Source organism: Arthrobacter sp. 2YAF22_2, assembly GCF_052114645.1.
Taxonomy (GTDB): Bacteria; Actinomycetota; Actinomycetes; order Actinomycetales; family Micrococcaceae; genus Arthrobacter.
Genome location: NZ_JBFRFD010000002.1, coordinates 14,970 through 28,781, shown reverse-complemented (window position 1 = coordinate 28,781; position 13,812 = coordinate 14,970). Strand labels below are relative to the sequence as shown.

Sequence of the window (13,812 nt, the reverse complement as noted above, 5' to 3'; positions counted from 1 at the left end):
AGGCCGGATCCTGCTCCCCGCGTCACGACGGGCGTGCCGGTCTCAAAGGCGATCCGGCAGACAGCCTGGACGTCCTCGATGCTTTGCGCATGCACCGCGGCAACCGGCGTTCCGGCGGACTGGTGACCGGAGCGGTCGCTTCGGTATTGCCCAAGCTCGACGGCGTCGGTGACCACCTTGCCGGGAAGCGCCTGCAACAGCAAGGCTGCGATGTTCAATTCGTGTTCCTTTGCCGGCGTCGTCTAAGCGGGGCGGTGCGGGAGGGCAGGGCGAAAAGCCTGCTGCCGTCCCCGCACCGTTGGTTGGTGGTGGATCACACCCGGGCGCTGTCTGCCGTCGCGCCGACGGCCGGCGTGCGCTTGTCGAAAATGGTGGCTCCGACTTCCTGCTCTGCCTGGTTGCTGATGCTCAGATCGATCCCCTTGCGTTCCCGGATCACCAGCACGGCTCCGGTGGAAACCAGGCCGACAACCATCAGGTAAACGGAGACGGAGGTGGTTGTCCCGGTGGCTTGGACCAGGGCGGTGGCGATGGTCGGGGCGAACGCGCCGCCGAGGATGGAACCCAGTGCGTACGAGATGGCCACGCCGGAGAACCTGATGGACGCCGGGAACAGTTCGCTGTAGAGGGCGGCCTGCGGTCCGTAGGTCAGGCCGAGCCCGACCGTCAGCAGGACGAGGCCCACGAGCAGCGCCCAGACGTTGCCGGTATTCACCAGCCAGAACAGCGGGAAGACCGCGGCGAGCAGGCTGGCGTAGCCGATGAGGTAGGTCTTCTTCCGGCCGATGCTGTCGGCCAGGAACCCGGCAACCAGGGTAAAGATCAACCAGGTGAAGGCGGAGACGGTCACGGCCAGCAGCACTTCCGTACGGTCCATGGCCAGGCCCTTGGGGTTCGTGGAGTAGTTGAGCACGTAACCTCCGGTGGTCATGTAGCCGGCAGCGTTGTTGCCCGCGAAGACCAGGGCGGCGATGATGACCAGCAGCCAGTGCTTCTTGAACAGCTCCACGATCGGGACGCGGGTCTGCTGCTTCTTCTGCACGATTTCCTCGAAGACCGGGCTTTCTTCGACGCTGCGGCGGACGATGAAGCCGACGATGATCAGGACGAAGCTGAGCAGGAAGGGAACGCGCCAGCCCCACTCGGCAAAGGCGGCGCCGGGCGAGACCACACCGGACATCAGGGCCAGGATGCCGGAGGCGAGGATCATGCCCAGCGGGACGCCGAGCTGCGGGAAGGAGCCGAAGAGGCCGCGCTTGCCGCGGGGAGCGTGCTCAACTGCCATCAGCACGGCACYGCCCCATTCGCCGCCCGCGGAAACGCCCTGCAGGATGCGCAGCGTCAGCAACAGGATCGGGGCGATCACGCCCGCCGTCTCGTAGGTGGGCAGCACGCCGATCAGGGTGGTCGCTGCGCCCATGAGGACCAGGGTGAGCACCAGCATGGCGCGGCGTCCCAGGCGGTCGCCGAAGTGTCCGGCCAGGAAGGCGCCGAGCGGCCGGAAAAGGAAGCTCAGGCCGATCGAGGCGAAGGAGAGCAGGATGCCGATGTCATTCCCGGCCGGTTCGAAGAAGAGCTTGGCGAAGACCAGGCCCGCTGCGTTGGCATAGATGAAGAAGTCGTACCACTCGATGGTGGTGCCGATGATGGTAGCGAATGCTACCCGCCGGTTCTCCTTCGCAGTACTGCGCTGCGGATGCGACAGGGTGCTCATATTTTTCCTTCGCTTCAGTCCGAGCACGACAATGTGGCCCGGTAAAGGTGGACATGCAGGGATGATCAAGACTCGTTATACATGAAACCGTATATGATCCATCATTGTAGCTGTGATGCAGGTCATGTCAAAAGGCGTCCGCGCGGAAGGTTGGCATCGCAGCCGCGGGGGCTTGACGGACGCCCAGAAGGTATGCATAATTTCGTATACGATTTTGTACTGGTTGAGGAGAAGCTTTGGAACAGGTCAATGACGCCACGCTGGCCGCGGCCCGCAAGGTCATCGCGGTGCACATTAACTACCCCAGCCGGGCTGCCCAGCGCGGCCGTACCCCGGCGCAGCCCTCCTACTTCCTGAAGCCGTCGTCCTCCCTGGCAGTCGGCTCGGCTGCCGCCCCTTCCACGGTGGAGCGTCCGGCCGGCTGCGAACTGCTTGGTTATGAAGGCGAGATCGCCCTGGTTATCGGCAAACCCGCCCGCCGCGTGGGCGTCGAGGACGCCTGGAGCCACGTCCGATGGGTGACGGCCAGCAACGACCTCGGCGTCTACGACCTCCGCTACGCGGACAAGGGATCCAACCTCCGCTCCAAGGGCGGCGACGGTTTTACTCCGGTCGGCCCGGGTCTGATCGATGCCGATACCGTCGACCCCGCCGCGCTCCGTGTCCGCACCTGGCACAACGGCGAGCTTGTCCAGGACGACACCACGGCGGACCTGCTGTTCCCCTTCGCGCGGCTGGTCGCTGACCTCTCGCAGTTGCTCACCCTCGAAGAGGGCGACATCATCCTGACCGGCACTCCGGCCGGCGCCTCCGTCGCCCAGCCGGGCGACGTCGTCGAAGTTGAAGTAAGCACAGTTGAAGCCAGCACGACGCCGGCCGGCGGCGACGCCGCGCACAGCACGGGGCGGCTGGTCACCCGGGTGGCGGAAGGCGCGTCGCCGTTCGCGGAGTTCGGCGCGCAGCCCAAAACCGATGACCTGCAACGGGAGGAAGCCTACGGCTCCCGCGAAGCCGCTGGCCTGCCGGCCCCGGCGCCCGCGGCCCTGTCCCCGGAACTGAAAGCCAAGCTGGAGAGCGTGTGCACCGCCACCCTGTCCTCCCAGCTGCGCAAGCGCGGCCTGGACAACGTAAGCATCGACGGACTGACATCCACGCGGCCGGACCGGCGCATCGTGGGACTGGCCCGGACCCTGCGCTACGTGCCCAACCGCGAGGACCTTTTCAAGGCCCACGGCGGCGGGTTCAACGCCCAGAAGCAGGCCATCGACTCAGTCAACGAAGGTGAAATCCTCGTGATGGAGGCCCGCGGCGAAAAGGGCACCGGCACCATCGGCGACATCCTGGCGCTCCGCGCSCAGGTCCGYGGCGCCGCSGCCATCATCACCGACGGCGGCGTSCGSGACTTCTCGGCCGTGGCGGCCATGGACATGCCCACCTACTATTCCAACCCGCACCCCGCCGTCCTGGGCCGCCGGCACATCCCGTGGGACACGGACATCACAATCGCCTGCGGCGGCACCACCGTGCAGCCCGGAGATATCATCGTGGCCGACGCCGACGGCATCCTGGTGATCCCGCCGGCCCTGGCCGAAGAGCTCGCCAACGATTCCATCGCCCAGGAGCGCGAGGAGGTCTTCATCGCGGAGATGGTGCAGCAGGGCCACAGCGTGGACGGCCTGTACCCGCTCAACGCCGAATGGCGCACCAGGTACCAGGAATGGGCGGCGTCCGCGGATGCCGGACAGCCCGATGAGTGAGGACGCGGCGGCCTCCGGCAGCAAGTCCGAACGGGCCTATTCGGTCATCAAGGCGCACATTCTCGAGGGCGATTATTCCCCGGGCTACCGGCTGGTGCTTGCCAAAATCGGGGAGGAGCTGGGCGTCAGCGCCGTCCCGGTCCGGGAGGCCATCCGCCGGCTTGAGGCCGAGGGGCTGGTGACGTTCGAGCGGAACGTCGGCGCGACGGTCGCCAGCATCGACCCCGTCCAGTACCTCTACACGATGCAGACGCTCAGCATCGTCGAAGGCGCCGCCACGGCGCTCTCGGCGCCACTGATCGGGGCGGCCGACGTGGCCCGCGCCCGCGAAGTGAACGAGCGGATGCGTGAATGCCTGGAACACTTCGACCCCGTCCGCTTCACCAGGCTGAACCAGGACTTCCACAGCGTCCTGTTCGAGCACTGCCCCAATCCCCACATCCTGGACCTGGTGCACCGGGGCTGGAACCGGCTCGGCTCGCTGCGGTCGTCCACGTTCCGCTTCGTCCCCGGCCGGGCGCACGAATCGGTGGAGGAGCACGAGGCGATCCTCCGCCTGATCGAGACCGGTGCCGACGCAGACTCCATTGAAAAGGCGGCCCGCCGCCACCGCAGCGCCACCCTGGACGCCTACCTCGCCCAGGCCCCCTCGCTCCCTCAGCCAACGCCCGCGTTGCACTAGTCGCAAAGGAAACAACAATGACGTTCACCTCCGAATCCACCCGGACGCACTATGTTCCGCAGGACCTGCCCACCCACATCCAGCACTACATCAACGGCGAATTCGTTGACTCCGTGGGCGGGAAGACCTTCGATGTCCTGGACCCGGTGTCCAACACCAACTACGCCACCGCCGCCGCGGGCCAGAAAGAGGACATCGACCTGGCCGTCGCCGCGGCCCGCGAGGCGTTCGTCAACGGCCCGTGGCCGAAGATGAAGCCGCGCGAGCGTGCCCGCGTCCTGAACCGGATCGCCGACGCCGTCGAAGCCCAGGAAGCGCGCCTGGCCGAGCTGGAGACCTTCGACACCGGCCTGCCGATCACCCAGGCCAAGGGCCAGGCGCTCCGCGCCGCGGAGAACTTCCGCTTCTTCGCCGACCTGATCGTGGCCCAGTTCGACGACGCCATGAAGGTCCCCGGTGCGCAGATCAACTACGTGAACCGCAAGCCGATCGGCGTCGCCGGCCTTATCACGCCGTGGAACACGCCGTTCATGCTGGAGTCCTGGAAGCTGGCCCCCGCGCTGGCCACCGGGAACACCGTGGTGCTCAAACCGGCCGAATTCACTCCGCTCTCCGCCTCCCTCTGGGCCACCATCTTCAAGGACGCCGGGCTGCCCGACGGCGTCTTCAACCTCGTCAACGGCCTCGGCGAGGAAGCCGGCGACGCCCTCGTCAAGCACCCGGACGTGCCGCTGATCTCCTTCACCGGGGAAACCACCACGGGCCAGACGATCTTCCGCAACGCCGCGGCCAACCTCAAGGGCCTGTCGATGGAACTGGGCGGCAAGTCCCCGTGCGTCGTGTTCGCCGACGCCGACCTCGACGCTGCGATCGACTCCGCCCTCTTCGGCGTCTTCTCGCTCAACGGGGAACGCTGCACCGCCGGCTCTCGCATCCTGGTGGAGCGCGCCGTGTACGAGGAATTCTGTGAGAAGTACGCGGCCCGCGCCAAGAACATCGTGGTAGGGGACCCGCACGACCCCAAGACCGAGGTCGGCGCGCTGGTCCACCCGGAGCACTACGACAAGGTGGCCTCCTACGTGGAGATCGGCAAGTCCGAAGGCCGGCTGCTCGCCGGCGGCGGCCGCCCTGACCACCTGCCCGAGGGCAACTACATCGCCCCCACCGTCTTCGCGGACGTCTCCCCGGACGCGCGGATCTTCCAGGAGGAGATCTTCGGCCCCGTCGTCGCGATCACCCCGTTCGATTCCGACGAGGAGGCCCTCGCCCTGGCGAACAACACCAAGTACGGCCTCGCCGCCTACATCTGGACGCAGAACCTGACCCGCGCCCACAACTTCTCCCAGAACGTCGAGGCCGGCATGGTGTGGCTCAACAGCCACAACGTCCGCGATCTCCGCACCCCCTTCGGCGGGGTCAAGGCCTCCGGCCTGGGCCACGAGGGCGGCTACCGCTCCATCGACTTCTACACCGACCAGCAGGCCGTGCACATCACCCTCGGCACGGTACACACCCCCAAATTCGGCGCCTGAGCGTCTTCCGATAGCCCCTTTCGACGAAGAGAGAGTCCCATGAACAACGTCATTCCCAAGCCCTCCGTCCCCGCACCCGACATCGTCCGCTGCGCCTACATGGAGATCGTCGTCACCGACCTCGCCAAGTCCCGCGAGTTCTACGTTGACCTCCTCGGCCTGCACGTCACCGAGGAAGACGAGAACAATATCTACCTGCGCTCCTTCGAGGAGTTCATCCACCACAACCTGGTCCTGCGCAAGGGCCCCATCGCCGCCGTCGCCGCCTTCGCCTACCGGGTGAAGTCCCCCGCCGAAGTCGACGCCGCCGAGGCGTACTACAAGGAACTGGGCTGCCGCACCGAACGCCGCAAGGAAGGCTTCACCAAGGGCATCGGCGACTCCGTCCGCGTSGARGAYCCSCTGGGCTTCCCGTACGAGTTCTTCTACGAMRYYGAGCACGTSGAGCGCCTCACCCAGCGCTACGACCTCTACWSCGCYGGWGAACTGGTCCGCCTSGACCACTTCAACCAGGTCACCCCGGACGTTCCCCGCGGCCGCAAGTACCTCGAGGACCTGGGCTTCCGGGTCTCCGAGGATATCAAGGACTCCGACGGCGTCACCTACGCGGCCTGGATGCACCGCAAGCAGACCGTGCACGACACCGCCCTGACCGGTGGCGACGGACCCCGCATGCACCACGTCGCCTTCGCCACGCACGAAAAGCACAACATCATCCAGATCTGCGACAAGATGGGCGCCCTGCGGATTTCGGACCGGATCGAACGCGGTCCCGGCCGGCACGGCGTGTCCAACGCCTTCTACCTCTACATCCTGGACCCGGACGGCCACCGGATCGAGATCTACACCCAGGACTACTACACCGGCGACCCGGACAACCCCACCATCACCTGGGACGTGCACGACAACCAGCGGCGCGACTGGTGGGGCAACCCCGTGGTCCCGTCCTGGTACACCGAGGCCTCCCTGGTGCTGGACCTTGACGGCAATCCCCAGCCCCTGGTCCTCCGCACCGACAGCAGCGAGATGGCCGTCACCATCGGAGCCGACGGCTTCGCCTACACCCGCGAACCCGGCAACGAACGCGGTTTCAAGCTCGGCGCCCAGGTCTAGGCCATGCTGGACCCGACAACGATCGAGGAGATCGCGGACGAATTGCTGGAGGCCGGCCGCAGCCGGACGCCGGTGCCCCGCCTCACCGCCCGCTACCCGGGCATGACCGTGGAGGATTCCTACGCCGTCCAGCGGTTGTGGCGCCGCCGCAACGAGGCCGCAGGCCGGACACTGGTAGGACGCAAGATCGGCCTGACGTCCAAGGTGATGCAGGCGGCCACCGGCATCACCGAACCGGACTACGGTGCCATCTTCGATGACATGGTGCTGGAAACGGGCTGCTCGGTGGAGTGGGACCGGTACACGCACCCGCGGGTGGAGGTGGAACTGGCGTTCGTGCTGAAGAAGGACCTCGCCGGGCCCGGCTGCACCATCTTCGACGTGCTCAACGCGACCGATTATGTGGTTCCGGCCCTGGAGATCCTGGACTCCAGGATCGAGATGGAGGGCCGGACCATCGTGGACACCATCGCGGACAACGCTGCGATGGGCGCCATGGTGGTGGGCGGACGTCCGGTGAAGCCCGACGCCGTCGATCTGCGCTGGGTTTCCGCCATCCTCTACAAGAACCAGACCGTGGAGGAAACCGGTGTGGCCGCCGGCGTCCTGGACCACCCGGCCGCCGGCGTCCACTGGCTGGCCAACAAGATCGCCGCCCACGGCGACGGCATGAAGGCCGGCGACATCATCCTGGCCGGTTCCTTCACCCGCCCCATGTGGGTCGCCAAGGGCGACACCGCCCACGCCGATTACGGACCGCTAGGAGTCGTGACATGCCGCTTCGAGTAGAACCCGGGAACACCGTTTACGGGAACACCTTCCGGGATGCCCTGGCCGGCTCCAGTCGTCCGCTGGCCGGAATGTGGGTCTGTTCCGGCAGCCCCCTGGTGGCCGAACTGTGCGCCGGCTCGGGCCTGGACTGGCTCCTGATCGACGCCGAGCACAGCCCCAACGGGCTCGAATCCATCCTCGCCCAGTTGCAGGCGGTCAACGGCTACCCGGTCCACGCGCTGGTCCGGCCGCCGGTCAATGACACCGTCGTGATCAAGCAGTACCTGGACCTCGGAGTGCAGAACCTGCTGGTACCCATGGTGAACTCGGCCGCCGAGGCCGAGGCCGCCGTGGCCGCCACCCGCTACCCGCCCCAGGGCGTTCGCGGCGTCGGCTCGGCGCTGGCCCGCGCGGCCCGCTGGAACCGGATTCCGGACTACCTGGCCCGGGCATCGGAAACCGTCAGCGTGAGTGTCCAGATCGAGTCCGTTGCCGCCGTCGAGGCCGTGGCGGACATCCTGGCGGTGGACGGCGTGGACAGCATCTTCCTGGGCCCCTCCGACCTCGCCGCCTCGCTGGGGGTGCTCGGCCAGCAAGAGCACCCCCGGGTGCGGGCCGCCGTCGAACACTGCCTCGCGGCGGCCAGGGCAGCCGGTAAGCCGGCCGGCGTGAACGCCTTCAACCCGACGACGGCCCGCGCGTATCTCGCGGCCGGCGCCGCCTTCGTGCTGGTGGGGGCCGATGTCGCCATCCTGGCGCGCAGCTCGGAGGCGCTTGCCGCCGAGTACATCGGGGTCAACGGCGCGGCCGGCGACGGCGACACCCCCGCGAGCTACTGAACCTTCCGCTGCAATCTCTAAGGACTTATCCATGACTGTTTCAGCCGCCCCGGCCCCTGAAATTTCCCCCGGCATCACCCCTGCCACTGAGAAGGCGCTGATCGCGTCGGTCCCCGCCGGCCTGCTCATCAACGGACAGTGGCGGGACGCGTCCGACGGCGGCACGTTCGACGTCCACGATCCGGCCACCGGCGAGGTACTCGCCACCCTCGCGTCGGCCACCAGCGAGGACGCCCTGGCCGCCCTCGACGCCGCGGACAAGGCCCAGGCCGCCTGGGCCCGGACCGCGCCCCGGGACCGCGCGGAAATCCTGCGCCGTGCCTTCGACCTGGTGACCGAACGCGCCGACGACTTCGCGCTGCTCATGACGCTGGAAATGGGCAAGCCGCTGGCCGAAGCCCGTGGCGAAGTCAGCTACGGCGCCGAGTTCCTGCGCTGGTTCTCCGAAGAGACCGTGCGCGACTACGGCCGCTACCTGAGCACCCCGGAAGGCAAGAACAAGATCCTGGTGCAGCACAAGCCGGTGGGGCCGTGCCTGCTGATTACCCCCTGGAACTTCCCGCTCGCCATGGCCACCCGCAAGGTGGCGCCCGCCATCGCCGCAGGCTGCACCATGGTCCTCAAGCCGGCCAAGCTCACCCCGCTGACCGCCCAGTACTTCGCGCAGACCATGCTCGACGCCGGGCTCCCGGCGGGCGTCCTCAACGTGGTGGCCTCGTCCAGCGCGGCCGGCATCTCCGGCCCGCTGCTCGCGGATCCGCGGCTGCGGAAAGTGTCCTTCACCGGCTCCACCGCCGTGGGCAAGCGGCTCATGGCTGACGCCGCGCAGAACGTCCTGCGCACCTCGATGGAACTGGGCGGCAACGCGCCGTTCATCGTCTTCGCGGACGCCGACCTGGACAAAGCCGTGGAAGGCGCCATGGCCGCCAAGATGCGCAATATGGGCGAGGCCTGCACCGCCGCCAACCGGTTCCTGGTCCAGGAATCCGTGGCAGCCGAGTTCACCGCCAGGTTCGCCGCAGCCATGGCAGCCCTCAGCGTGGGCCGGGGAACCGAGGCGGCAACGAAGGTAGGGCCGCTCATCGATGCCGTCGCCCGCGATGACGTCCACGCGCTGGTGAGCGCCGCCATCGACGCCGGTGCCACGGCCGTCACCGGCGGTGCGCCGGCCGAGGGCGCAGGCTACTTCTACCCGCCCACCGTGCTCGCCAACGTACCCAACGATGCCGCCATCCTCGGCCAGGAGATTTTCGGCCCGGTGGCACCGGTGACCACGTTCGGCACCGAAGCGGACGCCATCCGGCTGGCCAACGCCAGCGAGTACGGCCTGGCCTCCTACGTCTACAGCCGGGACTTCAACCGGCTGCTGCGCGTCGCCGAACAGATCGAATTCGGCATGGTCGGTTTCAACGCCGGTGTGATCTCCAACGCCGCAGCACCCTTCGGCGGCGTCAAGCACTCCGGCCTGGGYCGCGAAGGCGGCTCCGAAGGCATCGCCGAATACACCACCACCCAGTACATCGGCATCGCCGATCCCTGGGCCGACCACGCCAACTAACAACGGAAACATGCTCGAGGCCAGGACGCCACGTTCTACCATCGAGTACCCAATTCGGCATAGTGCCGCACAAAGAAGTGAGGAAAGCCCGTGCAGTTCCACCACTACGGATACGTATCCGGTGACCCGCGAGTCCAGCCGGCAGCCGGCGTCGGCATTGACCGGCCCGCCCAACTTCCCGACGAGGTTGACGTGCTCATTGTGGGCACCGGGCCGGCGGGCGTTGTGGCAGCGGCGCAGCTGTCCCAGTTCCCCGGTGTCACGACCCGGATCGTGGAGCGCCGCGGGGGCCGGCTCGCCATCGGCCAGGCAGACGGCATCCAGGCCCGCAGCGTCGAGACGTTCCAGGCCTTCGGCTTCGCCGAGCGGATCATCGCCGAGGCGTACCGCATCACGGAGATGGCGTTCTGGAAGCCGGACCCCGCCGACCCCTCCCGCATCGTCCGTGCCGCCCGGACCCTCGACGACCCGGCCGGGATCAGCGAGTTCCCGCACCTCATTGTCAACCAGGCCCGCGTCCTGGACTACTTTGCCGAGGTCATGGCCAATGCCCCCACCCGGATGACTCCGGACTACGGCTATGAGTTCCGCGGCCTCGAGGTGGGCGAGGGGGAGTACCCCGTCAGTGTGACGCTCGCGCACACGGTCGGCCCGGATGAGGGCCGGGAACGCGTAATCCGGGCCAAGTACGTCGTGGGCGCGGACGGTGCCCGGAGCAAGGTGCGGGACTCGATCGGCTGCACCCTGGCCGGCGACCAGGCGAACCACGCCTGGGGCGTCATGGACGTCCTCGCCAACACCGACTTCCCCGACATCCGCACCAAATGCGCGATCACGTCGGGCACGGGCGGCAGCATTCTGCTGATCCCCCGTGAAGGCGGGCACCTCTTCCGCATGTACGTCGACCTTGGCGTGGTCCCGGAGACGGACGCCGGCGCAGTGCGCAGCACCAGCATCGAGCAGATCATCGCCAAGGCCAACGACATCATCCACCCCTACACACTGGACGTGCGCAACGTCGCCTGGCACAGCGTGTACGAGGTGGCGCACCGACTCACAGACCGGTTCGACGACGTCCTCCCGGACCAGCTCGGCTCCCGTTCGCCGCGGGTGTTCATCACCGGCGATGCCTGCCACACCCACAGCGCCAAGGCCGGTCAGGGCATGAACGTCTCCATGCAGGACGGCTTCAACATTGGCTGGAAACTCGGTCATGTGCTGGAGGGCCGCAGCCCGGAAACCCTGTTGTCCACCTACTCGGCCGAGCGCCAGGTCGTCGCGAAGAACCTCATCGACTTCGACAAGGAATGGTCGACGCTGATGGCGAAGAAGCCGGAGGAGTTCGAAAACCCGTCCGAGCTGGAGGACTTTTATGTCAGCACGGCCGAGTTCCCCGCCGGCTTTATGACCCAGTACGCCCCCTCCATGCTTATCGGCGAACCGGTTCACCAAGGGCTCGCCACCGGGTTCCCCATCGGCAAGCGCTTCAAGTCCGCTTCCGTCGTGCGGGTCTGCGACACGAACCCGCTGCAGCTCGGTCACCAGGCCAAGGCGGACGGGCGGTGGCGGATCTACGTCTTCGCTGATCCTGCCGCGGCCGGTGCGCCCTCACCCACCACTGATCTGGCCGCCTGGCTGGAGAACGCGCCCGACTCCCCGCTCGCCGCCACCCGCGACGGCGCCGACCGCGACGCGTGGTTCGACGTGAAGGTGATCTACCAGCAGGACCACACCAGTGTCGACATCGGCGCCGTTCCGGCGGTCTTCAAGCCGCAGGTGGGTCCGTTCCAGCTGACCTACCTGGAGAAGGTGTACGCCACGAATCCGACAGCGGACATCTTCGAGCTGCGCGGCCTGGACCGCGGCGGCGTCGTCGTCGTCGTACGTCCGGACCAGTACGTGGCCAACGTCCTGCCCCTGACCGCGACGGCCGAACTTGGCGCATTCTTCGCGGCACTCCTGCCGGCCGCGGGGCACCGGACGGTATAGCGACGGACGGCCGCGCCTTTAGGGAGGCGCGGCCTAGCCGCGGCTCCACCGGCCGGGCAGTCGGCGTAGCTTCCACAGGATCATCCAGAGTCCGACGCCGACCGGGATCACGGCGAGTGCGAACATGGTTTCCCGCAGCGGTTTCTCCACGGGGTTGGGCCGGGGGAGTGGCAACACTGGCAGGAGAGCCTGGCGGTGTTCCGAAGAATCCGGCCAAGGCGCCCCGTCCGGCCAGCGCTGGCTGTATTGCGGCTCGGTCCGGCCCAAGGATCCGGATTTTTTTCTGGCGTCAAAATCAGCGCGCTCTGTCATCATTCCCCCAAATGAGATGAGTGTTCCGGCCAATTGTGGGCCGGTAGCCCGCTCAGTCTCGCATAACCCGGCAGGAAAACCCTGCTGCGCGCGGCATTGTTTCGGTCCGGCCCCAGCTAGGGCCGGGCATCATTCCCCGAATCAGCCTGCGTCGAGATTGAAATGGTGACGCCTTCCTCGTCGTCGCGGATCATCAGCTGAAGGGGCCGGTCCACGAGACTGGTGTGCCGGTTTTCGCTGTCCTCCGGGGCGAGTTGCTCCGCCAGCCGGGTAAGGGCCAGTGCCATTGCCCTGCCCCAGTCGTGGGGGTCCCTGCTCGACGCTTCAGCCTCGGCTGAGTAGTTTTCCTCTGGTCCGGTCATATGGTTTCGCCTTCCCGTCTGGAACGCGGCCGGCCCGGTCAATCCGGAAGGCCTCCGGCCGGGCCGGTACGCTTCAGTCCCTGAACATGGCCAGTGTAGTGACCGGCCGGACAGTGCGTCCATGATTGCCTGCCCTGCGGCGCGAGTAAATTCCGCCGGCCCCGATAGGATTTCCTGCGGGACACCTCCCGCCCACGTGTACGAAWGGCGCCATGCCAAAGAACAATGCCGCGCAGGAATCCACCGACCAGCCCAAGCGCGCCGCCGTGATCATCAATCCGATGAAATCTTCCGGCAAGGATTTCAAGGCCGCGTTCTACCGGCTCTGCGAAACCGAAAACTGGGCCGAGCCGCTCTGGCTGGAGACCACGGCCGAGGACACCGGCATGGGCCAGGCGCGCGAAGCGCTTGAAGCCGGGGTCGACGTCGTGATCGCCGCCGGCGGCGACGGGACCGTCCGGTGCGTGGCAGAGGTCCTCGCGGGCACCGGGACGCCGATGGGCCTGGTCCCACTGGGCACCGGCAACCTGCTGGCCCGGAACGTGGGCGTCGATATCACCGACCCCGTGGCGGCCAGTTATGACGTCCTGAACGGTACGGACATCAAGGTGGACGTGGTGAAGGCAAGCCTGGACCACACCGAGGAGGAGCAGCTTTTCCTGGTCATGGCCGGCCTTGGCTACGACGCGGCCATCATGGCGAACACCGTCGACGAGCTCAAAGACCGCGTGGGCTGGCTCGCCTACGTGGAGGCCGGCATCCGGCACCTGCCCGGCAAACCGGTGAGGGCGCAGATCAGCATGGATGGACAGCACCCGGTCCGGCGGCGGGTCCGCAGCGTGATGGTCGGCAACTGCGGCCAGATCACCGGAGGCGTGGAAGTCTTCCCCGACGCCAGGCTCGATGACAACATTCTCGACGTCCTGATCCTGGCGCCCGAGGGCAAACTGGGCTGGTTCAGCGTGCTCGCCGGGATGTTCGGTCGGAAGAACGGCAAGAACGGGAAGAACAAGTCGGTCGAGTACTTCACCGGGAGGACCGCCGAAATCAGCCTCGACCACGAACAGGAGTTCCAGCTCGACGGCGATCACCTGGGCAAGGCCAAGCATCTCAGGGTCGCAGTGGAGCACGGGGCGCTGACCCTCCGGATGACGAAGCAACCCCAGCGCTAGGGGCCAGCTGC

Annotated in this window: 12 protein-coding genes and 1 pseudogene; 9 read left to right on the top strand and 4 right to left on the bottom strand. The window is 67.2% G+C overall.

The window, feature by feature from the left end; genetic code table 11:
• Both AB4Y86_RS00295 and AB4Y86_RS00290 read right to left on the bottom strand, forming a co-directional pair.
• Positions 1 to 218: pseudogene (locus AB4Y86_RS00295) on the bottom strand (FAD-binding oxidoreductase); the annotation flags it as partial.
• A 95-nt stretch (positions 219 to 313) separates the two neighbouring features.
• On the bottom strand, positions 314 to 1,714 hold the full coding sequence (locus AB4Y86_RS00290) for an MFS transporter (protein ID WP_441399367.1): 1,401 nt from the start codon (positions 1,712 to 1,714) through the stop codon (positions 314 to 316).
• 236 nt (positions 1,715 to 1,950) lie between these two features.
• Between AB4Y86_RS00290 and AB4Y86_RS00285 the strand changes: the two genes are divergently transcribed.
• From AB4Y86_RS00285 to AB4Y86_RS00250, 8 genes are all read left to right on the top strand, one after another.
• On the top strand, positions 1,951 to 3,471 hold the full coding sequence (locus tag AB4Y86_RS00285; RefSeq protein WP_441399366.1) for a fumarylacetoacetate hydrolase family protein: 1,521 nt from the start codon (positions 1,951 to 1,953) through the stop codon (positions 3,469 to 3,471).
• Positions 3,464 to 4,153: a GntR family transcriptional regulator gene (locus AB4Y86_RS00280; RefSeq protein ID WP_441399365.1), complete on the top strand. Its 690-nt coding sequence runs from the start codon at positions 3,464 to 3,466 to the stop codon at positions 4,151 to 4,153. The genes AB4Y86_RS00285 and AB4Y86_RS00280 overlap by 8 nt, the downstream gene beginning before the upstream one ends.
• A 17-nt stretch (positions 4,154 to 4,170) precedes the next feature.
• Entirely contained in the window at positions 4,171 to 5,685 is a 1,515-nt protein-coding gene (gene hpaE / locus AB4Y86_RS00275; RefSeq protein WP_441399364.1) for a 5-carboxymethyl-2-hydroxymuconate semialdehyde dehydrogenase, read from the top strand.
• Positions 5,686 to 5,724: 39 nt separating this feature from the next.
• On the top strand, positions 5,725 to 6,798 hold the full coding sequence (gene hpaD, locus AB4Y86_RS00270) for a 3,4-dihydroxyphenylacetate 2,3-dioxygenase (RefSeq protein WP_441399363.1): 1,074 nt from the start codon (positions 5,725 to 5,727) through the stop codon (positions 6,796 to 6,798).
• A gap of 3 nt (positions 6,799 to 6,801) precedes the next feature.
• On the top strand, positions 6,802 to 7,587 hold the full coding sequence (hpaH, locus tag AB4Y86_RS00265; protein ID WP_441399362.1) for a 2-oxo-hept-4-ene-1,7-dioate hydratase: 786 nt from the start codon (positions 6,802 to 6,804) through the stop codon (positions 7,585 to 7,587).
• Positions 7,572 to 8,408 carry an HpcH/HpaI aldolase family protein gene (locus AB4Y86_RS00260; RefSeq protein WP_441399361.1) on the top strand — a complete coding sequence of 279 codons (837 nt, stop codon included), beginning with the start codon at positions 7,572 to 7,574 and terminating at the stop codon, positions 8,406 to 8,408. The genes hpaH and AB4Y86_RS00260 overlap by 16 nt, the downstream gene beginning before the upstream one ends.
• A gap of 31 nt (positions 8,409 to 8,439) precedes the next feature.
• Entirely contained in the window at positions 8,440 to 9,966 is a 1,527-nt protein-coding gene (locus AB4Y86_RS00255) for an NAD-dependent succinate-semialdehyde dehydrogenase (protein ID WP_441399360.1), read from the top strand.
• Between the two features lie 90 nt (positions 9,967 to 10,056).
• Positions 10,057 to 11,955: an FAD-binding monooxygenase gene (locus tag AB4Y86_RS00250; RefSeq protein ID WP_441399359.1), complete on the top strand. Its 1,899-nt coding sequence runs from the start codon at positions 10,057 to 10,059 to the stop codon at positions 11,953 to 11,955.
• 33 nt (positions 11,956 to 11,988) lie between these two features.
• Here the strand turns inward: AB4Y86_RS00250 and AB4Y86_RS00245 are convergent, their stop codons facing one another.
• Entirely contained in the window at positions 11,989 to 12,132 is a 144-nt protein-coding gene (locus AB4Y86_RS00245; RefSeq protein ID WP_441399358.1) for a hypothetical protein, read from the bottom strand.
• Between the two features lie 251 nt (positions 12,133 to 12,383).
• Complete coding sequence (locus AB4Y86_RS00240) at positions 12,384 to 12,629, bottom strand: hypothetical protein (RefSeq protein ID WP_441399357.1); 246 nt, start codon at positions 12,627 to 12,629, stop codon at positions 12,384 to 12,386.
• A gap of 212 nt (positions 12,630 to 12,841) precedes the next feature.
• Between AB4Y86_RS00240 and AB4Y86_RS00235 the strand changes: the two genes are divergently transcribed.
• Complete coding sequence (locus AB4Y86_RS00235; RefSeq protein ID WP_441399356.1) at positions 12,842 to 13,801, top strand: diacylglycerol/lipid kinase family protein; 960 nt, start codon at positions 12,842 to 12,844, stop codon at positions 13,799 to 13,801.
• Positions 13,802 to 13,812: the final 11 nt, after the last annotated feature.